Consider the following 26,201-nt stretch of genomic DNA (forward strand, 5'->3'; position numbering starts at 1 on the left):
TGCGTTAGTCCTTCAACGCCGCAGCTGCAATCTCTGTGGGTTCTGGAACGGAATCTTTGTTCGGAGCAGGGGAACTAAAAGCCGCGGGGAGTGGCCCCAGAGACTCATTGGTGTTATTTACCACTTTGGAAGCAAGTTTGCGATTGGCCACGGTACCAAGTACCGCTCCCACACCCATGGGCATGATCTTTCCGATCCATGCTGTCCTGAGCCGCTTGGACACCTGGTTAAGGGCCATTCGCAGAAGCTGGTTGTTCACTTCTCCCAGGTTGCGAACCGATAAGCGTGAGATCGCGGCGACGGAGTTACCGGCATTGATGGAGGCGTCGGCAAGGGCAGAGCCCGCGGAACCCAGGATCGCTACGAGGATAAGAGCTTTTCGACGTTCAGGGTCGAGGATATCGCCGCCGCGCAAGTACGCGGACGCCACAGTGTAGAAGGCGGCCGCGTCGAGGAAGACAAGCGATTCCGCGCTTACTGCCACCGCTCCGGTGATAAAACCAATACCCGGAACAGCGGCTGCGATTCCAGCCCCGGCGCCGGTGCCAGTCGCAAGCCTCATGAAGTGCTTGTCCATGAGACGCTGAATCTCTTGAGGGCTGGCCTCAGGATTACGAGAACGCAACCAATCCACATAGCCCGTAATAGCTGAGGACTGTAAATGCACCGCTTTGTCGAGGGCCTTGATAAGGACGCGTCCTGCTGGGCCAGTTTCGTTGGCCAAGGCTTGGGGATCGGAGCCATAAGTATCAGTGATCGGCTGGTCGCTATCTTTACCTCTAAACAGCACCTTGTCGGTGACAGAGGTAATGGCTTTGTTCACAATTCTCATTGATTCCAATCCTTACGGTATATGGGCGAAATATGGATTAAGTATCCATTGTTTTTAACGGCTCGTGTGGCGAGATGTTCCAAAAACTAGATCACGATATAGCCACAATTGGAACAGCAATCGTTATCTGCTTGCGGGATCTTGCGTGCAAGAGCTGCATGCAAGCCGAAAAATTATGACGCGTGCAAGCCGACTCACGCGGGCGATTGCGCGTATCGTTCGGCCTCTTCAACATCTGCCAAACTCGGCTGGATTCCTGTGTATAGAGCGAACTGTTCGGCAGCCTGAAGCGCGACTACTTCGCTGCCGTTGATGACCCGCTTTCCTAGTCGCTGTGCAGCGAGCACCAGAGGGGTCTCCACGGGATAAGCAACGACATCAAAATAAGGGAGGCAGCACTGATCTCCTCATCAGTGAAAGCTTGCACATCGTGGTCGTCGCCTGTCATCCCCAGCGGCGTCACATTCACCAGCATCTCGCTATCGTACGGAACGCTTTCTGCATAGCTCCACCCGTATTGCTGCGCGAGGGCCTCGCCGGTGACGGAGTTACGCGCGACTACAGTGCCCACCAATCCGTGGTCGGCAAGAGCGGCAACAACAGCATTAGCCATACCGCCAGAGCCTCGGACAGCCACAGACAAAGTAGGAGAGACGTCATGCGAACGCAGCAAGGACGCGACCGCCACATAGTCGGTGTTATAGCCGGTAAGCACTCCGTTGTCGTTGACAATGGTATTAACCGCATTGATGCGCTCAGCGGACGGGTGGAGGGAATCAATAAGCGGAATGACATCTTGCTTATAAGGCATAGAAACACCAGCCCCACGAATATCAAGACCTCGGATACCAGCCACGGCAGCAGTAATATCCAAAGGGGCTATCGCCTTGTACACAAAGTTCAGCCCCAATCGCTCATAGAGCCAGTTGTGGAATCGCACACCGTGATGAGACGGACGGGCAGCGAGGGAAATACACAGTTTTGTATCGCGGTCGACGTGATTAACCATGTCCCCTACTGTAGAACACATGAGTGCAGCCAGCGCCCAGCGTCTCCGAGTCGATGTTTCCTCCGGAACGATTATGGGAACAACAACCATCGGTGTGGAAGAAGGAACAGGCGTGCTTACGTGGCGTGGCGTGCCCTACGGGAAAGCCGAAAGATTCCGTGCACCTCGGCCAATGGACTCGTGGACAGGGGAACGCGAATGCGTGGCTTATGGCAACGTCGCCCCGCAAGCAACATATGGACCCTCGGATAAAATCCGGGGCGACGAGGATTGCCTCAACCTCGATATAGTTCGTCCCGACACACCACAGGTGCTTCCCGTAGTCGTATACCTGCACGGCGGATCGTTCATCGTAGGTTCCTCTCACGAGCAACTTTTAAGAGGACACGTTCTTGTTCAATCCATGAACGTCGTCTACGTATCCATCAATTTCCGCTTAGGAGCTTTGGGATACCTCGATATGCGGTCGCTAGGAGATGACTGCGTTGCCAACCCTGCGATACTCGACCAACTCCTGGCCCTGAAATGGATCCGCCACAACATCGAACGTTTTGGCGGCGACCCCAACAACATCACCTTGATGGGAGAATCAGCAGGCGGGGCAGCAGCGCTGACCCTCATGTGCGTGCCGTCGGCAGCAGGACTCTTTCACCGAGTAATCGCACAATCCCCTCCTATCGCCGCCATACATTCACGCGCCCAGTCCGTCCTATGGGCGAACGAACTAGCTTCGCGACTAGGAGGGGAAAAGACCCTCGCTAGCCTGCGACAGCGCCCAGTCGCCGACATCGTGCGCGCCGGGCAATCCATGATGTGGCGAACTCGCGAGCTTTTTTATCTCAATTCCTGTTACGCGCCCACCGTCGACGGAACCACGTTGTTTGCGCACCCCCTGGACGTTTTTGCTTCTGGACAACAACATAAAGTTCCTTTGATTGTCGGAACGAATGTGGACGAAACCTCTTTTGCTAAAGGCTTTTATCTGCGGTCAACAGCACGCGCGCGGGCAGCTGATCGCTTCCTACGCGTCTTCGATCCTCAGGGTGCTGACGCAGTACTTGCTGCATACGATTACGGGGCACGTCGAAGCGATTTTGCGCGTTTGCTTGCCGACGGCGTCTTCTGGGCGCCCAGCCTGCGGGTGGCAGAGACACATCAACAGGTGGCCGCTACGTGGATGTATCGTTTTGATTTCGCTCCGGCGCTTTTACGCTGGCTCGGTTTGGGGGCCATGCACTCGAGCGAGCTCACATCTATTTTTGGAGATACCAGTGCTTCAAGAATGTCAGGGCTCACTGTATTTACTCCGCGCGCAGAAATGGACGCGCTGCGGGAACACATGCAAACGATGTGGGGAAACTTTATGCACCAAGGCGATCCCGGAGCCACCTGGCCGCAATATCGTCTTGCTGGAGATTACTTACCAGGGCGCGCGACGATGGTTTTTGACCGAGAAAATCGGTTGGTCTATGACCCGGAACAGAACTATCGGCAAGCATGGTCCGGATACGATATGACCGAGTGGGGGACTGGCCGACCTGATCTCTTGCAAGCGTTGGGCTTAGACACCGGTCCTACGCGGTTTGACCCGTTGGAGCTAGAAGAAGGAACGTTGTGACGCCATCGATGAGTAGGAAGGTGGAGGGGGCACTCGACCGAATCTGCGCCGAACACCCTAGACTCATTCCTGCCGTGACCCCGACGCACCACCAGATCACGTTTTCTGAATTATGTTCGCCGTCCACTGTGTGTGATGCCTTAACTGCAGCGAAAGACATTTTTACGCTTACAACACCCAAGCATTGTGGGCAGCTATGGCTCTATACGTTGATGGGGGACATAGTGGCGCCTTCAGTGATGATGATGGTGTCTACAGGCATGGCAGTGAACTTGGAACCAGATAGTGGCATTCTTTTTCGCCGTGATGATCCGGAGTTCGCGCCGGGGTATTGGTACGGGTGGCGCCCGCAGTCATGTACGGAAAGCTACCGTGCAGCGAGTGCGGCGCTAGGAAAGGCGTTAGGTCCGCTCGTCGATACGCTGTGCAAGCAAGCCGATCTACGCCCGGCGCCGTTGTGGGCGGTGATTGCGGACGGCCTGGTACAGCCGGCCATGGCCGCGGGAAACGATGAACTGGAAACACGTCGTGCGGTGAAGATAGCCACAGAATTAGTCACGGGACTCAGTGAGGGAGCAGGAGTTGCTGTTCCCGCTGCGCGAATAGAGCACATCGTGGATAGCCAGATCTGCTCGCTAGGAGAGGAAGAGCCAGATTATCTGGTAGCCCACAGAAGTTCCTGCTGCATGATCTTTCATTCGCCCATCGCCGGCATGTGCACCTCGTGTCCGCACCACGACAAAAAGGAGCGAGAAGCTGCTCTAGTCGCTGCAGCCGAATTCTTTAGCTAGGCTTGGAGCAAGTTCAGAAAGGTGGACCAATACATGAGCTTTTTCGAGGATATTGCTGCGGCCCTAGACAAAGAGGGTTTGGAGTCTCGAGTACATGACGACGTCATGTTCGTACCGATTACCTCTGATCTGGAGATTCAGTTCGTTGAGATTGATCCGCTAATGCCAGCAGCCAATGTATATATTGCTGCAGCGGATGTTGATGAGGACGATGAGAACTTTGAGGCGGCTCTTGTCTCGGTTGTCTTTTCCGTGAAAGATGCCGTAAAGACTGTGGCTGAGCATGTTGCTACTGACCAGATCGTCACTGTTTTGCGTGATCTGCTCGATGCAACAGATGAGCGTATTGAGGATCTTGACTTCTTCCAAAATCCCCAAAACCCCCATATGGTTCATGCGGAAGTTGCTGCAAATTCTGAGCTTCAGGTGGTCGTTGAAGTCGTTGACGGTGAGCCGACAGCCATGGTGACGTTCGTTGCTTTTGGTGAAAGCTTTGATGAGCTCGTGGATCAAGCCATCGAAGAACTGTGGAGCCCGAATGGCGAAGATGCTTTGTCTGAGGAAGACCACGAGCGTCTCTTTTTCGACGTTGCTGCTGAACTAACTGAAGAAGCTAGCGAAATACTCGAGTTGGGCACGTTCACCGACTTTGACAAGCTTTTCGACGTTCTTAGCCTGGCTGCTGATCAAGCCGATGATTGGGAAGAACAATTGGTGCCACTCGATGACGAAGAAGCAGACAGCGTAGATGTGTATGACATTTTTACGGAAGAAGACGATGAAGAATTTGATCTCGACGACTCCGATGCTGCCGACGACTAATCAGGATCGCGTTTCCTTTCTGAGCACATAGTGGCAAAGGGGAATAACTATCTACGCTGCTTTCAACTCGTCTTGAAATATGGAGGCGGGAGAAGGTAGCGGCTGAAAGTCACCGTCAACGATCCATAAGAAAGTGGGAGCTGTTTTGTCGGTGAGTTCATGAGCACACGCAATGCACTCGGGTGGGATAATGGCTCGAATCCACCCCTCGGCAACCTCGGTCGGGACAAGAAAACCTTGCGGGTTGGTAATGCGTATTTGAACCAAGTATGCAGGGGACTTTTGTACGCCGTAGCTCTGTAGAAGGTTGCGTGCTCGTGGTCCTACGCGGTGGCGTGTGACTGTCACATTAAGCTCATTTTCTCCCAGGGTACTGACGACATTGATTGAAGGTGGCCTCCAGGAAGGCAATGATCGGGCTAAAGACCGCGGATGTCGAATAGTGCTGTGGATGGCGGCTAGCGTTTCGGGGTGGGAGCGTCTTATATGACCTGCTCGTTGTTCTGCGGAGTAGCGAGGCGCTGAGATCGGTGCTGGAATCATACGAAGGCGGGGGAGTTTCATGTGGACAACATTATTAAGCTGCGGGAACATCATAACTCACAAAATAGCACACTTGTTCTAATTTTGAATAGGGGTGTTCGTTTTTATTTTCCTTGTGGGGGGAGGAGGCGCTATTGTGCGCTGTCTTCTGTATTGGGAATCGCGGCGGCCGGTAAGTAATCGAGCAATAACAGCGTCTTTTGGGACGCTCAAGGGTGTTAGATAACACAAATACAGAGGCTTGATAAAGGCTCAAGGCTTAAACGAATGAAGGAAAAGACATACGGTCCACACGGGAAAACCTATTCGGGGGAAAACTAAAAAAGTGATTGACGGGTGATTGCACCGGCGGTAACTCTGGAGATAGAACAGTCGCTTAGCGAAAGGGGGGGATCCTCATGTCAGGAGACAGTTCTGGCCGCTGCGAGGTCCTTGCTATCTCACAGGGTCGTTATAAAGCAGAGATAAACACCTTTGGTGGTGGGATTAAGTCTTTGTCTTTTGACGATAAGCCCCTTACTGAGACCTATCCTGACAGTGATAACCCTCCGCTATCTTCCGGAGTCGTCTTGGCGCCGTGGCCAAACAGAACAGCTGACGGGGCTTTCGTTTATTCGGAGCAGCGATACCAATTAGAGATCACTGAGCCAGCTCGCAATAACGCCATACATGGGCTTGTTCATAATCGGTTATGGGCTGTAACGAAACATTCGCACGACAGCGCAGTACTAAAAATTTCGCTTGGAATAGACCAAGGATGGCCTTGGGCCGTGGAGATAGAAGCAAAGTATCTGTTAAAAGACGATGGATTACATGCGCATTTTAGAGCGCTCGGAACTGGTCCATTTGGGTGGGGATGGCAAACGTATCTTTCTCCGTTAGGAGAGGAAGTAGATCGTGCAGTACTCACCCTAGGCGTGGACCAAGAACTTCCGCTTGGAGAACGCAATCTTCCTGTCGGAGAACGTACATCGCTATCACTTCCTCTAGACACCGGGTTGCCCATTGCCGGCCACCTTCTGGATAGGATAACTGCTATTACGCATCCAGCGGTCCGGTTCGCGCAACTATGGTGGTTGATGGACGTGGTGTGGCCATGGAGTGCAGCGATAATGTGCGCTGGTTTCAAGTGTTTACTCCCGATTTGGCCTGGGGCATGCCATATCCCGGACGAGATCGCGCAATAGCCATTGAGCCAATGACCGTTCCGCCTAATGCTTTGAATACAGGTATTACCTCCATCGATGTGCATGAGCCTTTTGAGTGCTCGGTGCGAATCTCAGCTTTATAAAATTCTTCCCTCATTTACTACGAACAAAGGATGCCCATTATGGAATCCGCATTGAGACTAAACGCAAGTTGGGTCGACTACTCCCTCGTAGCGATGTACTTCGTCTTCGTCCTAGGCATTGGTTGGGCCGCAAAGGCCCGAGTTTCCTCTTCCATCGACTTCTTCCTTTCTGGCCGGGGGCTTCCCGCATGGGTGACAGGCCTTGCCTTTGTCTCTGCCAACCTGGGAGCGGTTGAGATTATTGGTATGTCTGCCAATGGTGTCCAGTACGGTTTCCAGACCATGCACTACTTCTGGATCGGTGCTGTTCCCGCGATGGTGTTCCTAGGCATTGTGATGATGCCGTTCTACTACGGCTCAAAAGTTCGTTCTGTCCCTGAGTTTATGAGGCGTCGTTTTGGCGATGCTGCGCACCTTGTCAATGCGTGTCGTTTGCTCTTGCCCAGCTGCTGATCGCTGGCGTAAACCTCTTCTTACTGGCTAAGGTCGTCAATGCATTATTGGGCTGGCCGCTATGGGTGGCGCTTGTGCTTGCAGCTGTGATTGTGCTGTCCTATATCACTCTGGGAGGCCTATCTGCGGCAATTTATAACGAGGTTCTTCAGTTCTTTGTTATATTGGCTATGCTTCTTCCGATCACGATCATCGGGATGAATCGCGTTGGTGGCTGGCAGGGCCTTAAGAGGCTGATTACTGCGGAAACGCATTTCCATACATGGCCTGGTGTAGAAATCTCGGGATTCCAGAATCCGATTATTTCAGTTTTAGGTATTACATTTGGTCTTGGTTTTGTTCTTTCCTTTGGCTATTGGACAACCAACTTCGTAGAAGTGCAACGCGCGATGGCATCAGAATCCCTTTCTGCGTCTCGTAAGACTCCGATTATCGGAGCCTTCCCCAAGATGTTTATTCCGTTCTTGGTGGTCTTGCCCGGAATGGTTGCTTCCGTGACAGTCGCCGAACTGATGGGAGATGCTCCTGCGGGAAAGCCTAACGACGCCATCTTGTACCTGATGCGCGATCTCTTGCCCAACGGCCTCCTTGGCGTTGCAATCGCAGGTTTGTTGGCCTCATTTATGGCGGGAATGGCAGCAAATATTTCTGCATTTAATACTGTCATCTCGTATGACATATGGCAGACCTATGTGATTAAAGATAAAGAAGACGATTGCTACCTCAAATTCGGTCGGCTTGCCACGGTGGCAGCAACATTGATTGCTGTGTTTACTGCGATTCTTGCACAGAACTTTGGCAACATCATGGACTACCTGCAAACTCTCTTCGGCTTCTTTAATGCCCCATTGTTTGCCACCTTCATCTTGGGAATGTTCTGGAAACGCATGACGCCTCACGCTGGTTGGTCGGGATTAGTGGTGGGAACGGCATCTGCCATCATCTATTGGTATCTGGCTACGTTTACTGATTCCACCGCCACGCTTTTCAATCTCCCAGGCCAAGGAACAGCCTTTGTTGCAGCAGGCATCGCCTTTGTGATGGACATACTCGTATCCGTTATCGTCACATCCTTCACCCAGCCTAAACCGGACGCTGAGCTCGTGGGATTTGTAAAATCGGTCACTCCAAAGGACCACTTCCAGGATGATTCGGAACAAAACCAACCATGGTATCGCCGTACCGTTCCTTTGGGAATGGTGTGCTTAGTCCTTGTTGTTGCCCTCAACGTCGTCTTCGCGTAGTGCTGCGAACAAAATAACTTAAGGAGAATTCAATGTCACAGAATACTTCGACTCCGCGTACGCCGAAGGCAACGAGTCAACACCTCGCCGGAGCTTTTGATATCCGTAACGTTATTGGTGCTCTTATCGGTCTTTATGGACTTATCCTCGTTATATGTAGCTTTGCTCTTGACCCGGGCGTTAACCCGGATACTGGCGTAGCAAAGAGTTCCCAAGACAACCTATGGTCGGGTCTCGCCATGCTTCTGGTCGGCGCTATTTTCTTCCTATGGGCGAAGCTGCGTCCGATTGTTATCGATGAAACAAAAATAGATGAGTCGGTTCTTCCCTGTGGTCATTAATGAATATCATCGAGTCCAAGCTTGCCGACGGCCGCGACATCATTTACTACGATGACCACGAGGTACGCGTCGGTGAACGGGTTCTGCACGATCCCCGTGACCTCCCCGTGGCACAGCCATTGTCTGAGATACGTCGAGATCCTTTGACCGGAAAATGGGTGGCATATGCAGCCCATCGGATGAATCGCACTTTCATGCCTCCGGCTCATGAGAATCCGCTGGCACCCTCGTTGCCGGGAGAAAATCCCACAGAAATTCCTTCCCCTACATACGATGTCGTTGTCTTTGAGAATAGGTTTCCTTCTTTCTATATGAATATCGACGTGGGGGAGGACTGGGAGCATTCCGTGGACGGGATTGATCTTTTCCCGCGAAAGCCAGCGCTTGCGCGTTGCGAGGTTGTTTGTTTTACCGAGAACGCAGACACATCATTCAAAGATTTGCCGGTTAATAGGATCCGAACGGTCATAGATGTGTGGGCACATCGAACAGCGGCTTTATCTGCCTTGCCTACAGTCAAGCAGGTTTTCCCCTTTGAAAATAGGGGAGAAGAGATAGGAGTGACGCTGCAGCATCCCCATGGGCAAATTTACTCATATCCATTTTTGAGCCCGCGTATTGCAGCAATAACAGAACAAGCACGTGATTTTGCCAGAAAAAATCCCGGCAAAGAGCTTTTTTCAGAAATTCTTTCCGCTGAAAAAGCAGTACGGACTCGGATTATCGCGGAAACGGAGTATTTCACGGCCTTTGTCCCCGCAGCAGCTCGATGGCCTGTGGAGGTTATGGTGTGGCCTAACCGACACATAGCTGATTTTACGGAGCTGACGAGTACAGAACGCGACGATCTAGCTGTGCTGCTCAAGCGGCTGTACATGTCTATTGACAGGTTTTTCGATGGCGTAGAAAAAACCCCATATATTGCTGGTTGGAATCAAGCGCCGGTAGATCCTGAGCAACGCAGCCTTGTCCGCTTGCATCTACAAATATTCTCTTTGATGCGGTCCCCACACCGCATGAAATTTTTAGCTGGTAGCGAGTCGAGCCAAGGCGTGTGGATTAACGACACCACACCAGAACGGATCGCCGAAAGATTCAGAGAGGTTTGGGATTAAATGTCAGAGCTACGTTGGGTCCGCACTCGGAACCCGGAACATATCGCTCAGGATGCAACGCAACTGTTTCGGGAGCATTACCACTATGATCCCGCGGGAGTATGGGGAGCGCCAGGGCGCGTCAACGTGATTGGCGACCATGTGGATTACGCGGGAGGTATTTCCATCCCCTTCGCGCTGGAACAGCTTACCGCTGTTGCGATGTCTCCGAATACCAGCGGAATGTTTAACCTGGTGTCTTTGGCACCAAACGGAGAAGCATTAACCAAAAATATCAACGTTGACTCGGTAGGCCCACTCAGCCCTAACAACTGGGCCGGCTACGTTGTGGGCGCCATATGGGCTGGCACCGAGTCTGGTGTTATCGAAAAAACTCAGGGATATGACATCGCTATCGTTTCTGACGTCCCCTTGGGCTCAGGGCTTTCCTCCTCAGCAGCTTTGGAATGCTCCACGGCAGTAGGTGCGTTTGAACTCGCTAACGGCAGGCCTCCTAGCCATGAGGAGTTGTCGCAGCTTGTCGACGCCTGCGTGAGGGCCGAGAACGATGTCGTTGGGGCATCGACTGGGGGCCTGGATCAGCGCTCTAGTTTGTTTGGTCAACAGGGTAAGGCGCTCGTGATTGATTTCCGTTCAGGAAAAACTACACTAGTGCCCTTTGATTTGGCATCCAAGGGGCTAGCCCTTTTGATTGCAGATACTAACGCACCGCACACGCTTAACGATGGGCAGTATGCGTCGAGACGCGGCCTTATCGACGCCGTAACTGCCGCGTTGGGCGGTGACGGTGAGACACTGCGAGATATTGATGAAGCTCCTACTCGGGCACGTCAGTGGGCAGAGGACAACGGTGTACATGGCGAGGAAGCATATCGGCGTGTCAATCATGTCGTGGAGGAAACTCTGAGGGCACAGCAGGCTGCTGCTCTTGAAAGAGACGATATGGACACCTTCCGTCGCTTGATGCAGGAGTCTCATGAATCCCTCCGAGACCAGTATGAGGTAGTCACTGCGGAGCTGGAATCTGCGTTTCAGGCAGCTGGGTGTTACGGATCACGTATGACTGGTGGGGGATTCGGCGGCAGTGTCATTACCCTTGTGGATTCGGATAGCGTCACTGAGGCTGCGGAACGAATAGCAAAAGCTGCTTGTCAGCAGGGTTTTCCCTCTCCTACTTTCCTTATCGCGCGGTCAGGGGAAGGTGCTAGGAGGCTGCTATAAGGCAGGGAAAAAGTGGCACCCGAGGCTAGCTAGGACTTTCTTAAGCTAGGAAAACTTTTAAAAAATACAAAGATTGTGGGAGGTATTTATCTAATTAAGAACTTAAGTGACAGTGGTCGCATCTGGCGGAATCGGCTATAGTTATCACCTTTGAGTGTGTGACTAGGAAAATCGTGCTGCGTAGCGTAAGTTTAACTGAGCAATGAGCATTACCGATGACGCCACCGGCGGCGCTAACGAGCCGGATGAGAAGATTTTGTCGGAATCTCAGGACAATTCGCAGGTAGACGAAGGCAACATCGCACTTGATGATGTTATTGCCGATGTAGACGACTCCAGGGTTGCGAACACTTCTGAGGACACCGGCTCCGCACAAGAAGCGGACAGTGACAGTAACGATAGCTTCGAGGCTTTGGGCCTCCCAGACGCAATCCTTAAGGCAGTCGCCAAGGTTGGCTTTGAAACGCCGTCGCCTATTCAAGCGCAGACCATCCCAGTCCTCATGGAGGGCCATGATGTGATGGGTCTGGCACAGACGGGTACAGGTAAGACCGCTGCGTTTGCCCTCCCGATCCTTTCCCGTATCAACGTGAAGAAGCGCCACCCACAGGCGCTGGTTCTTGCTCCTACTCGTGAGCTTGCACTTCAGGTTGCTGACTCTTTCCAGTCTTTTGCAGACCACCTCGGTGACATTCATGTCCTACCGATTTATGGTGGACAAGCATATGGTATTCAGCTGTCGGGCCTCCGTCGTGGCGCGCAGATCATCGTGGGTACCCCGGGTCGTGTTATCGACCACCTAGAAAAGGGTTCACTCGATATTTCCAACCTGAACTATCTCGTCCTTGACGAGGCAGATGAGATGCTCAGCATGGGCTTCCAGGAAGATATTGAGCGCATTCTTGAGGACACCCCAGCTGACAAGCAGGTTGCGCTGTTCTCTGCAACGATGCCTAATGGCATCCGCCGTTTGAGCAAGCAGTACATGAAGGATCCTCGTGAGATTCAGGTGAAGTCCGAGACCCGGACCAACACCAACATCACGCAGCGATTCCTGAATGTTGCTCACCGTAACAAGCTCGATGCTTTGACTCGTATCCTTGAGGTTACAGAGTTTGAAGCGATGATCATGTTCGTGCGCACGAAGCATGAAACCGAAGAGGTCGCAGAGAAGTTGCGCGCTCGTGGTTTCTCGGCTGCTGCTATCAATGGTGACATCGCACAGGCACAGCGTGAGCGTACTGTGGACCAGCTCAAAGATGGTCGCCTAGATATTCTTGTGGCTACAGACGTGGCAGCTCGTGGTCTAGACGTTGAGCGCATTACTCACGTGTTCAACTACGACATTCCTAACGACACCGAGTCTTATGTCCACCGCATTGGACGTACCGGCCGTGCCGGACGTAGCGGTGAGGCGATTCTCTTTGTTACTCCACGTGAGCGCCGTATGCTGCGCTCCATCGAGCGTGCTACTAACGCAGAGCTCATCGAGATGGATCTTCCTACGGTTGATGAGGTCAACGAGTCCCGTAAGGCAAAGTTTGCGGACTCTATCACGGAATCGCTGGAAGATTCCCAGGTTGCGATTTTCCGGAACCTGATCAAGGCCTACGCAGAAGAGCATGACACTCCGCTTGAAGACATTGCTGCTGCCTTGGCTACCCAGGCCCGTGCTGGTAGCGAGTTCTTGATGAAGGAACCGCCACCAGAGAAGCGTCGTGAGCGTCGTGACCGCTTTGAGCGTGATGATCGTCGTGGCGACCGCCGGGATCGCGGTGAGCGTCGTGACCGCGGTGACCGTGGTGACCGTGGCTCTCGCTTCGAGCGTTCCGGTGATATGGCTGTGTACCGCCTTGCGGTGGGCAAGCGTCAGCACGTTCGTCCAGGCGCTATTGTTGGCGCACTGGCAAACGAAGGTGGACTCAGCAACAAGGACTTCGGTCGTATCACCATTGCTGTGGATCACACGTTGGTGGAGCTTCCTAAGGGACTTCCACAATCCGTCTTTGATAATCTGCGCGACACCCGTATCTCGGGCCAGTTGATTAACATCGAGAAGGATAACGGACGTCCAGGCCGTCGCGATGACTACCGTGGCGACGACCGTCGCGGCGGAGATCGCAGGGACGACCGTCGCGATCGCAGGGACGACCGCCGTGATGATCGTCGTGGCGATCGCGGTGAGCGTCGTGATCGCTACCGCGGCTAGGATAGACACCTAAGGTCTAGTACAAATAGGAGGGTACGGAATGTGGTTCCGTACCCTCCTATTGCCTTACATATCGGAGCTTCCGCTATGAACAGAAACTTCCTAGCCGTGCTTTTTGTCGTGGCTGCTTTGGTCACCCTTGGCGTTTTTATGGTGTGGCTTGTGAAAAATGATTTGCTGGAACAAGCGCTGAAAAACCAAGAATCGCCTGTGACCATCGATGTGCATGACACCTTTGGTGACGAGTGGCAGTATCTTGCTGCTGTTTGCCCTGGCGATACTCGGGAGGCCGCGGAGAAAAGACTCGGTCTTTTCCTCTCTAGATACCCCGAAAGACGGCCCCGAACCCGGTGACAATTACCTCGTGTTGCTCGACGGCAAGGGCGCATACGAGTCCAAAAAGTATCACCGCGACGCCATCGATTTGTGCAATCGAAAAGCCGAACCTTCTCCTCACGCGACCTTTGCTAGGAAGGGGGATGGGTGGGCGCTAACGGCTTCCCACTAACCATGCCCCTCTCAACGCCATAAGGCGTATGATTGCTGACGTGACACCATACCGACATTTCCGCGGACAAGCGAAAGAAGCTCTCGAGTTTTACCGAGATGTTTTTGGCCTTGACCTGACACTGATGACCTACGGGGAATCGGGTTTTGCAGATCAGGCAGGAGGCAGCGAATGGTCCAGCGAATGGATCATTCACGGTGAGCTTCGCGACGCCGGCAGGAAAGTGCTTTTCGGCGCAGACGTTCTCCCAGAGCGTGAGCTCGTCGCCGGCGACGATACCGTCGTCGCACTTACCGGAGGTGCTGATGCTCGCGCGGAGATTGAGGGCCAATGGGAGGCTCTCTCACAGGGCGCTGAGATTCATATGCCGCTAGAAACTGCTCCGTGGGGCGCATCCTTTGGACAGCTGCGCGATCGCTTTGGCACGTTGTGGATGTTCAATATCGAAGGATAAAAATAAGAAAGTGGGTCTCACATCAGCTCATGTGAGACCCACTTTCTTGCGCTTTGCGCTTAAAGAACCATCAAGACGGCGATAATAACCCAGAGTAGGGAGAAGATTCCGCCGAACATGGAGAGCTGGCTTTTAGCCTTATTCCAGTCTGCGACCTCAAAATTTCCGGCCTCAAGCTCGTCGGCCTCAAGCAGACCAAGTGCGCCAGCGAGTTTCTTTTGACGGGGCATGATGAGGAAGATCAAGACGGCCCACGCGACGACTGCTAGAGCAATCGATGCATGGAAACGGCCATCGGACCAGTAACTATCATTGGTGAACATCACGGCGAAACCGATCAGCGGAACCAACAGTGAGAGCATGCCGTAGGTTTGCGTGATCTTATAGAGCGTCAACGCAGAGCCTTGAGCGGTAGCGTTTCCATTGTGAGCTTCTACAGCGCGAGACTGGAAAGAAGAAACCGCGACAGTAACGGGGCCGAGGAAGAGAATAGCCGTGAGTACGTGGAGAATAATAAGCAGAGTTCCCACAGGAAGCCTTTCGCAAAAAATTGGGTGAGAAATACCACACTAACATTGTCTGCGCATGACCGAGACATCCGACCGGCTAAGCGGCAACTGGTATTTCTGCGCAACCTCCGCTAATCGACGTGCATACCAGCACCGATGAGCTCGTTGAGCAGGAAGCCATTCTGAGGGTAATTTGTCTGATTTCTGCTGGTTCTGTTCTTTAGAAGCAACCACAAGATTCAGCGGATCATTGGCAAACGCAAGGCGCTGCTCTGCACTCCACGCATGGGCTCCCATGTCCCATGCTGCGGATAGTGGGAAAACGTGATCGAGCTCGATAGGCTCTGCGGTGCCGTCGACAGAGATTTTTCTTCCAGAATAAGGATCGAGAATCCACCCCGAGCTTAATGAGCAGGAAGCCGTGAGGTGGACGTCGTTAAGCGTGGCAGCCAAAACCGCGACTTTCGTATTGCATCGTGAATGAGGCGCGGGTCCCCATGACGCTCCGAAATACTCTCGCTTGTAACCTAGGACCGTCGTTCTTTGCTTGACGGTGGGGAGGTCCGCGAATTTCCGCGAATGAGGAATCGTAAAAGCGATCAGCAATAATGTGGCTGTCACTAGGAGAAAGAAAAGAAGGCGCCGCATTCCCTTTAGACGGAACGCGGCGCTCGTTCGGTTCCTACGCAGATGTGGCGTGGGAAGCTGCCGGGGTGGGGCTTTCTTCAGTATGGGTTGTGAGGTCTCTGGCCTTATCAAACGTGGACAGCACCTTGGCCTGTGGTGGAGGTGTTGCAAGGGATACCACAATCATGACGATTCCTCCGCCAAAGAAGCCGGGGACGATTTCGTAGAGGACATCTCCTAGCGACGACATTCCCCATGCGAAGCACACGACAGCGCCTGTCACCATACCGGCGATTGCGCCTGGAACGTTGAGGCGTCGCCAATAAAGCATGCACAAGACGAGGGGGCCAAAGGCCGAGCCAAAGCCTGCCCACGCAAAGCCTACGAGGCCGAGGATGGAGTCGGAAGGATTAATAGCGAGGACTCCGGCAACGATGGCAACCCCAACCACTGCAGTGCGAGACAGATTGATCATCACTGACTCACTAGGAAGGGTTTTCTTGAACGCCTTGAAGAGGTCTTCGATCAAAGATGTGGACGTAACCAAAAGCTGCGAAGCAATTGTGGACATGATGGCAGCGAGGACGGCTGTGAGGATGAGACCGCCGATGAGAGGGTGGAAGAGCACGCGACCCATGTCGAGGAAGATTGTCTCGTAGGACTTCTGATCCACGATGGAGAAGTTCTTGTTCTGACCAAAGAACGCTGTGCCGATTATCGCCGTGAACGTGGCTCCGGCGATGGAGAGCACCATCCAGCCCACGCCGATCCAGCGGGCGCGCCGTGCATCGGACGGGGCTCGCAGCGCCATAAAACGGACGATGATGTGCGGCTGCCCGAAGTATCCCAAGCCCCAGGCCAGGTTGCCGATTAAGGCGGCCGCTGACACGCCAGAGATCATGGAAAAGTAGTGGGGGTTGCCGATGCCGTCTGTATGCGGACCGTAATCATTATGGGATGCCCATGACCAGATTGAGGAGGGGTCGTCTAGGTAAATAAGCGCCATAACCGGGACGATGACCAGCGAGACAAACATGATGGTTCCTTGAACCGCGTCTGTATAAGAGACCGCAAGGAAACCACCGACGAAAGTATAAACAACCGTGATGCAAGCAACGATCATCATGCCGTCGATATAGGCGCTTCCAAAGGTGGACTCGAAGTAACGGCCACCCGATACCATTCCCGAGGATACGTAGAAGGTAAAAAATACGATGATGACGATGGAACTGACAATGCGTAGGACGCGGGATTGATCCATCAGACGGTTCTCAAAGAACGAAGGCAACGTGATGGAATTGTTAGCTACCTCGGAATACGCCCGTAGCCGTGGTGCAACCCATCTCCAGTTAGCCCAAGAACCGATGAGTAGCCCCACCGCGATCCATAGCTCAGACATACCTGTAACAAACAAAGCTCCTGGCAAACCCATGAGCAGCCATCCAGACATATCTGAAGCGCCGGCTGATAGAGCAGCTACAAAGGGGTTCAGATCGCGTCCGGCTAACACAAAGTCGTCGTACTGGTCAGTCTTTCTATAGCTCCAATAGCCAATCGCGAGCATCGCGCCCATATATATCATGATGGCAACGATGAACCACGTATGTTCAGACACCACAACCTCCAAAAATTATTCTCTCAAACACTACCTGACCGTTACGGAATATCTTCACAAGCTGGTAAGACTAAGTAGATGACTACCCACCTGCTCCATGGACTTTGGCTCAAGGCCTCTGGTCTGCATTTGTGGATAGAACAGGTGGAGGGCCACAAAATTGTGACGGCTGACTCCGTGCCGGAGGGGACATTTCCCCCGCAAATTATGGGGATTCTTGCAGGAAAACGCTTTAACCATAGAGTGCGTACTACCTTGCTCACTCCTAAGGGCCGAGAGGTTACTCTGCCTCTTCCTACTGTGGCGTTTACTCCCGAACAAGCGGTGAGCGTTTTAGCCACCATCGCTGCAGTTACCCCCATGACGGCTACTGTGGATCAGCGCTCAAGTATTGCGCCCGACCTTTTGTGGTTGGTCCGTATGTATGAAGGACTGACGCAGTTTGTCAGAGCTGGGCGCGTCACCATCAAGATGAGTTTTGCCGACCATCAGTGGTGGCCCATGTGGCAGCTTTCTTCCGGGCTTTCGGAACGCGGGTGGATAGCACAGATGACGGCTGCGGCGCCCGGCGTACTAGTGGCAAACGGCGGGACTGCCGTTGCCGAGGACATTGCGGATGACCTTCCTCATTGGATTGCGCATTCGCTGCTGCAAGGACTAGCTGCTGAGCCGCGACCCACAGAGTGGCACAATTTCTCCAGCGCTTTGCTCCACAGCACGGCGCTGCGTAAAGGGACTGCCCAGTTGGTTTCTGCGCTTAATTCCTGGAAAGACTCTATTGCCTCTGTAAATCTACAGATCGTTTTCCTCGTTGAGGAGCCGCCTAAAGAAGACGACTCTGTCATGGATCCCATAGACATCCTCTGGCCAGTGCGTGTCCAGGTGCGGTCTGGCGTAGATTCTCCGCAACCCATCGCGGTCAGTAAGTTCGATCGGACTACGGTGGAAAGGCTCCAGGCGCTTTTGCGGGAAGCGATTGTGGTTACGCCTCTACTAGATCCGGCGAGGGAACACACAAACTCCCTTCAACGGTATGCGCTGCAACGGGCAGACAACGCAGGGGACTGGGATTGTTACCTCTCTACGGATGAGCTAGTCGAGTTCATCGGTTCCGCTGTTACTACGCTGAAGTCTCGGGGCTTTGCCGTTATGTTGCCCAGGGCATGGAGCCAGCAGGAGACAAAAGCTCATATCGACATCGGAGATCCGGCAGAATCATCGACGCAGGCCAAGATCGGCTTAGATAAAATCGTTGACTATAACTGGCGCATTTCTGTGGGAAGCGTTGAGCTCAGCGATGAAGAAATGAATGAGCTGGTGCGTTCTAAATCCGGGCTTATTCGTCTTCGCGGTGAATGGGTCATGGCAGACACCGCAGCAGTGAAACGAATCAGCGAGTACACGTCTGAGCTGGCTGCGCAGTCTCGGAAACGCAAACGCGCAGAGTTGGATCACGCAATGATGGTGGCTCAGCTAGCTAAAGCGAATGATCAACCTGGGTGGCAGCAATTGGAGGCTCATGCTGAAACCCTTGCTGAACGCTTTAACAACGAATTCGCCGATTTCGGGCAGGTGACTCTCGCTGAGCTACGCGAAATCGCTATAAAAGCTGCGGAAAAAGAACCCGTCGAATTTCAGGGATCAACGTGGCATACAGCTCTGGTTGGCGGACTTGTTTCTCAAGACATCCCAGCGCCTCAGCGTATTGAGCTACCAGACACCGTGCATGCGACCTTGCGCGAATACCAACGCAGGGGCGTCGATTGGCTAGCGTGGATGTCTAATAACGGCCTTGGCGCTGTGCTTGCCGACGACATGGGGTTGGGCAAAACACTACAGTTGCTGTCCCTGGAGGCAGCGGAGCGATCAGAACAGTCAGAAGTACAGCGTGGTCCTACACTCGTCGTAGCTCCCACATCGGTAGTAGGGAACTGGGCTCGGGAAGCTCACAAGTTCGTTCCTAGTCTGCGGGTTCTTGTCCATCACGGCTCGTCCCGCTTGCGCGACGCGGCTTTCCTAGAAAAAGTGCAGGCAAGCGACATCGTGGTGACCAGTTACGGAACGATCGCACGGGATCATCAGCTTCTCTCCCAAATACAGTGGGAGCGCGTAGCCCTAGACGAGGCACAGCAGATTAAAAACTCGGCGACTAAAGTTTCCAAAGCTGTACGAGCGATGCCGTCAAAACACAGAATCGCATTAACCGGAACCCCGGTGGAGAATCGTCTTTCTGAGATGCGATCAATTCTTGATTTTTGTAATCCGGGTGTCCTAGGCTCTGCGTCCTTTTTCCGAAACCACTTTGCCAGGGCCATTGAGCGTGAACAGGATGAGGCCATGACGGAGCGGCTTCGTGCCTTGACCGCTCCCTTTGTCCTGCGGAGATTGAAAACAGATCCTAGTATCGTCGATGATTTGCCAGAGAAGACCGAAATTATCCTGACTGTGGACATGAAACCCGAGCAAGCTGCCTTGTACCGGGCTTATGTGGAAGACATACAGAAACAGATTGACCAGGCAGAAGGAATCTCTAAACGCGGTTTAGTGCTGTCTGCTTTGACCAAAATTAAGCAGATCTGTAACCATCCGGCGCATTTTTTGGCCGATGGTTCCGACGTCACTGTAAAAGGTAAGCATCGGTCAGGGAAAGTGGAAGAACTTATGCGTCTGGTTGCAGACGCTGTGGAATCGGAACAGAAGCTCCTCATATTCACGCAGTATCGGGTTTTTGGAGAGATTCTTGCCCCTTATCTTTCGGGTTACTTTGGCACACAGATCCCTTTCCTACACGGTGGTGTAAGCAAGGTTGGGCGTGACCGCATGGTGGAGACTTTCCAGAGTCCGGAGGGGCCTCCCGCTATGATTTTGTCTCTTAAAGCAGGAGGAACCGGTTTGAACCTTACGGCTGCGTCCATAGTTGTCCACATGGACCGTTGGTGGAATCCTGCAGTAGAAAATCAGGCAACCGACCGTGCCTTTAGGATCGGGCAGCGCAAAGACGTCACCGTTTATAAAATGATTACCGCAGGCACGTTGGAAGAATCGATTCAGGATATTCTCGACGGAAAAACTGAGCTGGCCTCCGCCGTTGTCGGTGAGGGAGAAGGCTGGCTGACAGAGCTTTCTCCTGAAGAACTCGCCATGCTCATGAGCTATAGAGGAAGGGACACATAATATGCCTCAGCGTCCTTCCAAAGACAACGTCATCTACGCAAACTTCGGGGCAAAGAAGCGAGTATCTTCTCCCGAGGAGCTACCGGATTTGCGGGAAACCACGCAATTTAACGCTGTGGCACGCAAAGTGCGCGATCTTGTGCATCACCATACAGATCAGGGGCGTCTGAAACGGGGGCGCGATTACGCTAGAAACAACAACGTTCTTAACTTGAAACTTGATGGCTCGACGATTTCTGCTAATGTTGTCGGATCCCAGAACGAGCCGTTTCGTGTGACCATTTCTTTGCCGTATCGCGATACGGATGACTTAGCTGCTGTTACTGCTGAGCTGGCTGAATTACCTAACGGAATCAAGCGAGCAAAAGCAGGAAAACTCAGCGAGGATGTGGCCGAGACCTTGATCGGATCAAGCGCACAGTTTTGGTGTGATTGCCCCGATCATGTGGTGTGTTGCAAGCATGCTGTGGCAGTTGCCTATGCTGCGGCGGACCGGCTTGAAGCAGAACCGCTTTTAGCTTTTGAACTGCGTGGTTTGGACTTGCTCAAACTAGAGCAGTCGCTCACGATGCAAGCGCGTTCCATCAGCGAGCGCAATGTTAAAAGCCATTTTTGGGACGGCAAAACCTTGCCAGATCTTCCTTCTCCTAAGAAAGCGCCAGCTTTAGAAGATTCGGATGAGTCTTTGTTGCGTAAAGCCATGCGACTCGTGTCTTTGACCTCTATTGACGAGCTCAAGGCCGTTGCGGATATCGAAGACCTGTACTACCACCTCACCCGAGAGTAGGGGTACCTCGTTGCCTCTGGCGTTGAATGCTCATGGTAGACAAAGTTCATGACCGTCACCTTTTTACACACATCGGATCTTCAGATCGGAATGATCAGGTGGTTTCTTGATTCCGATGCTCAGGCGCGTTTCGACGACGCCCGTATCAACGCCATCGCTCGTCTAGGTGCCATTGCGGAAGACACGAACTGCGAGTTCATCGTGATGTCAGGTGACGTCTTTGAACACAATTCTTTAGAGAAGAAAACATCAGGTAGAGCCTTAGAAGCATTAAAGAAGCTTCCGGTGCCCGTATATCTTTTATCAGGAAACCATGACCCGCTTGTCGCAGATTCCTTGTTCTATCAGGCAGAAAATATGGAAAACGTCCATGTTTTATCTGACTCCAGCCCTATTGAGGTGCGCAGAGGCGTTGAGATTGTGGGGGCACCGCTAAAAACCAAGCGTGCTACATATGACGTCTTGGGGGCTGCTTTGGAAGCGCTCGACCCTAGTGATGCCATCCGAATCGCAGTGGGACACGGACAAACTGAAGCGAGAACACATGAGATTATTCCGGATCTCATCAACCTAGATTTAGCGGAAAGAAAACTCGCAGATGCATCCGTGGACTATATTGCGCTGGGTGACACACATTCAACCCAAGCAGTGGGGGAGACCGGTCGAATGTGGTACTCGGGAGCACCAGAAACGACTGATTTTTATGAAGTGGCAACTGGTGGCGGTGAAGCTGATTCCGGAAATGTATTAGTGGTAACGGTAGGGAAAGGTACCGCTGAGGTTACAAAAATTCCCTGTGGGTCGTGGGTTTTTGAGGCGCTTACTGTTCCTATCAACTCTCAAGAGGAAGCGGAAGCTTTTATCTCAATGCTTGAGGCATATCCAGATAAGTCCACGACTGTAGTTAAGTATGCACTGCAAGGAACCGTTTCTCTGGCCACAATGAAGTACGTAGAGCAAGAGGTATCACGGCTTCAACCTATTTTTGCAGCGTTGTATGAGAGGCCTAGGCTCATGGATTTTCACGTCGATCCATCCGAGGAAGAACTCTCCGATCTAGGCCTTTATGGTTTTGCCAAAACTACGTTAGAAGAACTCGCGGCAACGGATAGCCAGCCTGCTCGCGATGCTGTCAATCTCCTATTCCGGCTGAGCAAGGAGCAATAACTCACGATGCGTATTCATGACATACAAATCCAGGATATGCGTTCCATTGGTCATCTGGAATTGCGTGATCTCCCAGAAAAAGGCGTTATTGTGATCGCCGGTGATAATGAGTTGGGTAAGTCCACCATTATGGAGGCGATCTCGATAACTTTGGGAGAGCAATACTCTACGGGCAAAAAGAATGTTCGTGACATTAAACCTGTGGATAAGGATGTTCCTACTAAAACTTCTTTGACTGCAACCATTGGCCCATACACTTTTACGATTTCTAAGACATGGAATAACTCTCGGGCCGCTGAACTTGTGATCCATGCTCCCACTCCTGGGAACTACTCAGGTAGAGAGGCTGAAAATAAACTTTCTGCGATTCTCGATGAACACTTAGATACGCATCTGCGTGAGGCTTTGTTCATGGAGCAGGGAAAATACGACGTTACATTTGCTGCTGCCGGAATCCCCTCATTAAGCGCTTCTCTAGGAGATGGAGAGTCAATCAGCAAAGCCGAAGATAATGAACTAATTTCTGCCGCTGAAAAGGAGTTCAAGCGCTATTATTCGGGACAGAAAATCAAGAAAAACGGTGAGTTAGATAAAACTCTCAATGAGCTGGATAAAGCACAGCACGATCTTGACGAGGCGACTCGTAGGAGCAGTGAGCTCGAAGGAAGAGTCAGCCGTATTAGTGCTACCACTCAGCGGAAAGCTATAGCAGAGGAACAGCTTCCCCAGGCCAAAAAAGAATGCGCAGAAGCCCAAGAAAAGTGGGAAGCGGTACAAAAGCACATACAACAGGTTGCATTGGCGCAATCAGAAGTCGATCGACTACTTGAGCAGGTTGAATATAGTGATCGCTTACTTCTTCAGCGGAAAGCGAAGATTGAGCACCAGGCAACTGAGGAAGCTGAGTTGGCTGCGTCGAAGCAAAGTTTGGCGGAGGAACAAGCCAGGGCTGAGTCAGAAGAAAAACATATTTCTGAGTTGAATAAGGAAAAACAAGAGGTACAGCAGCGGCTAAAAGAGGAACGAGAGCAGCTGTCTTCTCTTCGGAAGGAGAGCACCTTAGCAAAAGCTTTTCAGCGTCAAAAAGAGCTGGCCGCGGTTAAGGAAGAACTAGCGGCTCTGGATAAAAAACTCGATGTAATCACGAGTTTTCCTCGTGTGACAGATGCCCAACTAGAGGAAGCTGAACGTGCTTATGCGGAGTATCGAGTTGCGGTGGAGTTACGAGACGCAAGCGCTGCTTCTATTCTGATTCGATCAGATGAGCCTGCCTCTGTAACGCTGGATGGTGCCTCGATTGATACCGATGATGTAGCTCAAAGTTTTGCTATTGGTACAGAAACCGTGCTCAAAGTCGGTTCCGTGGAAGCAACTTTTTCTCCAGGATCCGCGGCGCGTGTAGGCAATTCTGCAGTTGAAGAGTCAGAAGCAGCATTAAAGGTGGCACTTGGTAACGCAGCCGATGTAGAAGAACTTCGGAATTGGCACAGGCAAGGCCGGATTGAAGAAAGCAAGACACAACAGCTTCTGCTAGAGAAACAACGAAAAATAGCGGAGGCAGAAACCCTTCAACGGCAGAGCACGGCACTCGAAGATGACCTAGAAGAAGTGCACAAGCCGGACAAGACTGTAGCTCAGTTCGAAGAACTTATAGAGTCAACCCAAGCCCGAATTGAAGAACTCGGGCACAACATCGCGCACATAGAAATCTCATTGGCGCCGTGGATCGACGGCAACGCGAGGAAAAACGCGGCGGTGAAGCGTGCTGTGGTAGAAGAATCAGAGAAGAGAATTTCTGCGAATCGTGAAGTTCTGCAGCAGGAAGAAAAGCAAGCTCCGCTTGAGAACCTTGAAAAAGATCTTGCTGATGTGCAGAAGAGACATGAAGAAGCGCTTGTAAAGCTTGAAGCGCTATCTACTGATGTGGATTCATCGCTAGCCAAGGGACTTTTTGAAGGGGCACAAGCGAAAGTAGCTGACTTGGAGCGAACCATCCTTACCAGCGATGCCGACCTTAGGGCTCTGGCGGAGATGATTTCTTTATCTACAGGCGTAGCAGAAAAAGTAGATGTGGCTACTGCCGCGGTCGAGGTGGCCGAGCGTCGGTTAATTTCAGTGAAACGCCGAGCTGAGGCAGCGAAGCTGCTTTTTGAGACGTTGGTTCGTAACCGAGACGAAGCACGGCGGCGATATGCGCAGCCTTTTGTTGAGCAGCTAGCGCGACTGGCCACACCGGTGTTCGGTGCTGATGTGAGTTTTAACCTTGATGAAAACTTATCGGTGGTTGCCCGTACGTCCGGAAATAAAACTGTTGCGGTCAAAGACCTTTCAGGGGGAGCACAAGAACAACTGGCAATTCTGACTCGGTTTGCAGTGGCTGGGTTGGTAAGCGAAGAATCAGTGCCGGTGTTTGTTGACGATGCTCTAGGTTCCACAGATACGACACGACAACGGCTTATGGCCATGTTGTTTAGCGAGCTAGGGAAAAGTACCCAGATCTTCGTTTTAACATGTGTGCCTGATCGATACTCTTATGTCGTAGGAAAACACCAGTACAATATGGCGGAACTGTTGGCATAAAGCAAAGGCGGCAGCTGGTAAACAGCTGCCGCCTTAATACGTATGAGCCTAGGCTTGCTTGATTGCAGAGCCTTCGATCTCAATCTTTATTTCTTCAGAAAGTAAAACACCACCGGTTTTAAGGGGAGCGTTGAAGTCTACTCCGAAATCAGTTCGGTTGATCTTGGTGCTGGCCTCAAAACCCAGTCGCGTGTTACCAAAAGGATCTTCTGCGATTCCGTCGATGGATACATCAAGATCTACTTGCTTGGTCACACCCTTAATCGTGAGATCGCCTGTGACCGTGGCTTTGTCGCCAGATATGGAAACGCTGGTAGAGGTAAAAGTCATCTCGGGAAACTCTGCAGTGTTAAAGAAGTCGATGCCCCGTACGTGGTTGTCGCGATCGTCATTGCCTGTGGTAATCGACTCGGTTTGGATTGTTGCATTAACAGTAGCTGCTGACTCGTCAACGGTGACCGTGGAGTTGAAATCAGTAAAGCGACCACGAACTTTTGTGACCATGGCGTGACGGGCAATAAAACCGATAGTTGTGTGTGCGGGATCTAGGACATAGGTTCCGTTAAGGTGGCTCATGTGGCTCTCCTATCAAATAAGTTTATTTTTTGTTGTCGTATCAACAATTGCAACTATACACCCTTTTGGTGACATGTCAACTAAAGGTCTAAAGAAATTTTTGGATTTTATTATTGCAGGTAGTTGGGATTAAATGCTAGTGCCTGTCGCACTTTCTCTATTTTCATTTGGTTGGGAATAGGGCTAGTCTTTACACTCATGACAACTCCGAGATGGCTCAATGATGAAGAACAATCCCTGTGGCGTCTGATGCTTGCTGCGAATCGAAAAGTTAGTAGGGGGATCGACGACACATTGCAGGCAGGGCCGGGGCTAACTTCTCCGGAGTTTGCAGTTTTGGTGAATCTTTCCGAAAGTCCTGACCATATTATCCGGCTTCGGGACCTGTGCATCTCTCTTAACTGGGATCGAAGCCGCACGTCTCATCAGATCACAAGGATGGAAAAGCGTGGTCTAGTGGCTAAGAAACGATGTCCGGACGATGCTCGGGGCGTTTATGTACAGCTGACTCGCGAAGGTGAAGAGCGGTTACGTTCTGCGGCGCCTGGTCATGTAGAAGTCGTCAGGAAATTGGTCTTTGATGCGATGACCCCAGAGCATGCAGTGGTCTTACGTGATTATTTTGAAAAGATCGCGGCTGTGGATTTTGACCCGGATGACTATGTGAGCGGATAAATCGGGAATTTTTCAGGGGTTTCCCTGATATGAGGGTCCT

20 protein-coding genes and 3 pseudogenes are annotated in these 26,201 nt (G+C 52.1%); 16 read left to right on the forward strand and 7 right to left on the reverse strand.

What is annotated here, in order from left to right; all coding sequences use genetic code 11:
• Window positions 1-4 precede the first annotated feature (4 nt).
• Both CBE74_RS17205 and CBE74_RS17210 read right to left on the reverse strand, forming a co-directional pair.
• Window positions 5-832, reverse strand: coding sequence for a hypothetical protein (locus CBE74_RS17205; RefSeq protein ID WP_087453767.1), 828 nt, complete (start codon window positions 830-832; stop codon window positions 5-7).
• A gap of 194 nt (window positions 833-1,026) precedes the next feature.
• Window positions 1,027-1,841, reverse strand: a pseudogene (locus tag CBE74_RS17210) (shikimate 5-dehydrogenase).
• Between CBE74_RS17210 and CBE74_RS17215 the strand changes: the two are divergent.
• From CBE74_RS17215 to CBE74_RS17225, 3 genes are read left to right on the forward strand one after another with little or no spacing between them, the layout of a single operon-like run.
• Window positions 1,840-3,459, forward strand: coding sequence for a carboxylesterase/lipase family protein (locus CBE74_RS17215; protein WP_087453768.1), 1,620 nt, complete (start codon window positions 1,840-1,842; stop codon window positions 3,457-3,459). The pseudogene CBE74_RS17210 and the gene CBE74_RS17215 sit on opposite strands and share 2 nt — an antisense overlap.
• Window positions 3,456-4,250: a (2Fe-2S)-binding protein gene (locus tag CBE74_RS17220; RefSeq protein WP_087453769.1), complete on the forward strand. Its 795-nt coding sequence runs from the start codon at window positions 3,456-3,458 to the stop codon at window positions 4,248-4,250. The genes CBE74_RS17215 and CBE74_RS17220 overlap by 4 nt, the downstream gene beginning before the upstream one ends.
• 33 nt (window positions 4,251-4,283) lie before the next feature.
• Window positions 4,284-5,072: a hypothetical protein gene (locus tag CBE74_RS17225; RefSeq protein ID WP_013911234.1), complete on the forward strand. Its 789-nt coding sequence runs from the start codon at window positions 4,284-4,286 to the stop codon at window positions 5,070-5,072.
• 51 nt (window positions 5,073-5,123) lie between these two features.
• Here the strand turns inward: CBE74_RS17225 and CBE74_RS17230 are convergent, their stop codons facing one another.
• A complete protein-coding gene (locus CBE74_RS17230) occupies window positions 5,124-5,669 on the reverse strand; it encodes a hypothetical protein (protein WP_087453770.1) in 546 nt (181 codons plus the stop codon).
• A 344-nt stretch (window positions 5,670-6,013) separates the two neighbouring features.
• On the opposite strand from CBE74_RS17230, the pseudogene CBE74_RS17235 reads away from it, so the two are divergent.
• The 8 genes and pseudogenes from CBE74_RS17235 to CBE74_RS17270 all read left to right on the forward strand — a co-directional run bounded on the left by CBE74_RS17235 (window position 6,014) and on the right by CBE74_RS17270 (window position 14,451).
• Window positions 6,014-6,906 (forward strand): annotated as a pseudogene (locus CBE74_RS17235) (aldose epimerase family protein).
• A gap of 39 nt (window positions 6,907-6,945) precedes the next feature.
• Window positions 6,946-8,603 (forward strand): annotated as a pseudogene (locus CBE74_RS17240) (sodium:solute symporter family protein).
• A 32-nt stretch (window positions 8,604-8,635) separates the two neighbouring features.
• Window positions 8,636-8,944 carry an LPXTG cell wall anchor domain-containing protein gene (locus CBE74_RS17245; protein WP_087453771.1) on the forward strand — a complete coding sequence of 103 codons (309 nt, stop codon included), beginning with the start codon at window positions 8,636-8,638 and terminating at the stop codon, window positions 8,942-8,944.
• Window positions 8,944-10,059: a galactose-1-phosphate uridylyltransferase gene (gene galT, locus CBE74_RS17250; RefSeq protein WP_087453772.1), complete on the forward strand. Its 1,116-nt coding sequence runs from the start codon at window positions 8,944-8,946 to the stop codon at window positions 10,057-10,059. The genes CBE74_RS17245 and galT overlap by 1 nt, the downstream gene beginning before the upstream one ends.
• Entirely contained in the window at window positions 10,060-11,280 is a 1,221-nt protein-coding gene (gene galK / locus CBE74_RS17255) for a galactokinase (RefSeq protein WP_087453773.1), read from the forward strand.
• 202 nt (window positions 11,281-11,482) lie between these two features.
• Complete coding sequence (locus tag CBE74_RS17260; protein WP_087453774.1) at window positions 11,483-13,489, forward strand: DEAD/DEAH box helicase; 2,007 nt, start codon at window positions 11,483-11,485, stop codon at window positions 13,487-13,489.
• Between the two features lie 87 nt (window positions 13,490-13,576).
• Window positions 13,577-13,843, forward strand: a complete 267-nt coding sequence (locus CBE74_RS17265) for a hypothetical protein (protein WP_225870119.1) — start codon at window positions 13,577-13,579, stop codon at window positions 13,841-13,843.
• Between the two features lie 182 nt (window positions 13,844-14,025).
• Complete coding sequence (locus CBE74_RS17270) at window positions 14,026-14,451, forward strand: VOC family protein (RefSeq protein ID WP_087453775.1); 426 nt, start codon at window positions 14,026-14,028, stop codon at window positions 14,449-14,451.
• A gap of 59 nt (window positions 14,452-14,510) precedes the next feature.
• Here the strand turns inward: CBE74_RS17270 and CBE74_RS17275 are convergent, their stop codons facing one another.
• From CBE74_RS17275 to putP, 3 genes are read right to left on the reverse strand one after another with little or no spacing between them, the layout of a single operon-like run.
• Window positions 14,511-14,981 carry a DUF2269 domain-containing protein gene (locus CBE74_RS17275; RefSeq protein ID WP_087453776.1) on the reverse strand — a complete coding sequence of 157 codons (471 nt, stop codon included), beginning with the start codon at window positions 14,979-14,981 and terminating at the stop codon, window positions 14,511-14,513.
• 39 nt (window positions 14,982-15,020) lie between these two features.
• The gene (locus CBE74_RS17280; RefSeq protein WP_087453777.1) at window positions 15,021-15,608 is read right to left on the reverse strand and encodes an HNH endonuclease family protein; all 588 of its coding nucleotides are present in this window, start codon (window positions 15,606-15,608) and stop codon (window positions 15,021-15,023) included.
• 34 nt (window positions 15,609-15,642) lie between these two features.
• Window positions 15,643-17,202: a sodium/proline symporter PutP gene (gene putP, locus CBE74_RS17285; RefSeq protein WP_087453778.1), complete on the reverse strand. Its 1,560-nt coding sequence runs from the start codon at window positions 17,200-17,202 to the stop codon at window positions 15,643-15,645.
• Between the two features lie 78 nt (window positions 17,203-17,280).
• Here putP and CBE74_RS17290 point away from each other — a divergent pair, with 78 nt between their 5' ends.
• The 4 genes from CBE74_RS17290 to CBE74_RS17305 are packed head-to-tail and all read left to right on the forward strand — an operon-like array spanning window position 17,281 to window position 24,910.
• Window positions 17,281-20,376, forward strand: a complete 3,096-nt coding sequence (locus tag CBE74_RS17290; RefSeq protein WP_087453779.1) for a DEAD/DEAH box helicase — start codon at window positions 17,281-17,283, stop codon at window positions 20,374-20,376.
• A 1-nt stretch (window position 20,377) separates the two neighbouring features.
• On the forward strand, window positions 20,378-21,163 hold the full coding sequence (locus CBE74_RS17295; RefSeq protein WP_087453780.1) for a hypothetical protein: 786 nt from the start codon (window positions 20,378-20,380) through the stop codon (window positions 21,161-21,163).
• Between the two features lie 48 nt (window positions 21,164-21,211).
• Window positions 21,212-22,330: a metallophosphoesterase family protein gene (locus tag CBE74_RS17300; protein ID WP_087453781.1), complete on the forward strand. Its 1,119-nt coding sequence runs from the start codon at window positions 21,212-21,214 to the stop codon at window positions 22,328-22,330.
• 6 nt (window positions 22,331-22,336) lie between these two features.
• On the forward strand, window positions 22,337-24,910 hold the full coding sequence (locus CBE74_RS17305) for an AAA family ATPase (RefSeq protein WP_087453782.1): 2,574 nt from the start codon (window positions 22,337-22,339) through the stop codon (window positions 24,908-24,910).
• Window positions 24,911-24,958: 48 nt separating this feature from the next.
• On the opposite strand, the gene CBE74_RS17310 is transcribed toward CBE74_RS17305, so the two are convergent.
• The gene (locus CBE74_RS17310) at window positions 24,959-25,486 is read right to left on the reverse strand and encodes a YceI family protein (protein WP_087453783.1); all 528 of its coding nucleotides are present in this window, start codon (window positions 25,484-25,486) and stop codon (window positions 24,959-24,961) included.
• A 198-nt stretch (window positions 25,487-25,684) separates the two neighbouring features.
• Between CBE74_RS17310 and CBE74_RS17315 the strand changes: the two genes are divergently transcribed.
• Window positions 25,685-26,161 (forward strand): MarR family winged helix-turn-helix transcriptional regulator, encoded by a 477-nt coding sequence (locus tag CBE74_RS17315; RefSeq protein ID WP_087453784.1) that lies wholly within the window; start codon window positions 25,685-25,687, stop codon window positions 26,159-26,161.
• The last annotated feature ends 40 nt before the right edge of the window (window positions 26,162-26,201 follow it).

Origin of the sequence: Corynebacterium silvaticum, from assembly GCF_002162115.2 — a bacterium.
Classification (GTDB): Bacteria; Actinomycetota; Actinomycetes; order Mycobacteriales; family Mycobacteriaceae; genus Corynebacterium; species Corynebacterium silvaticum.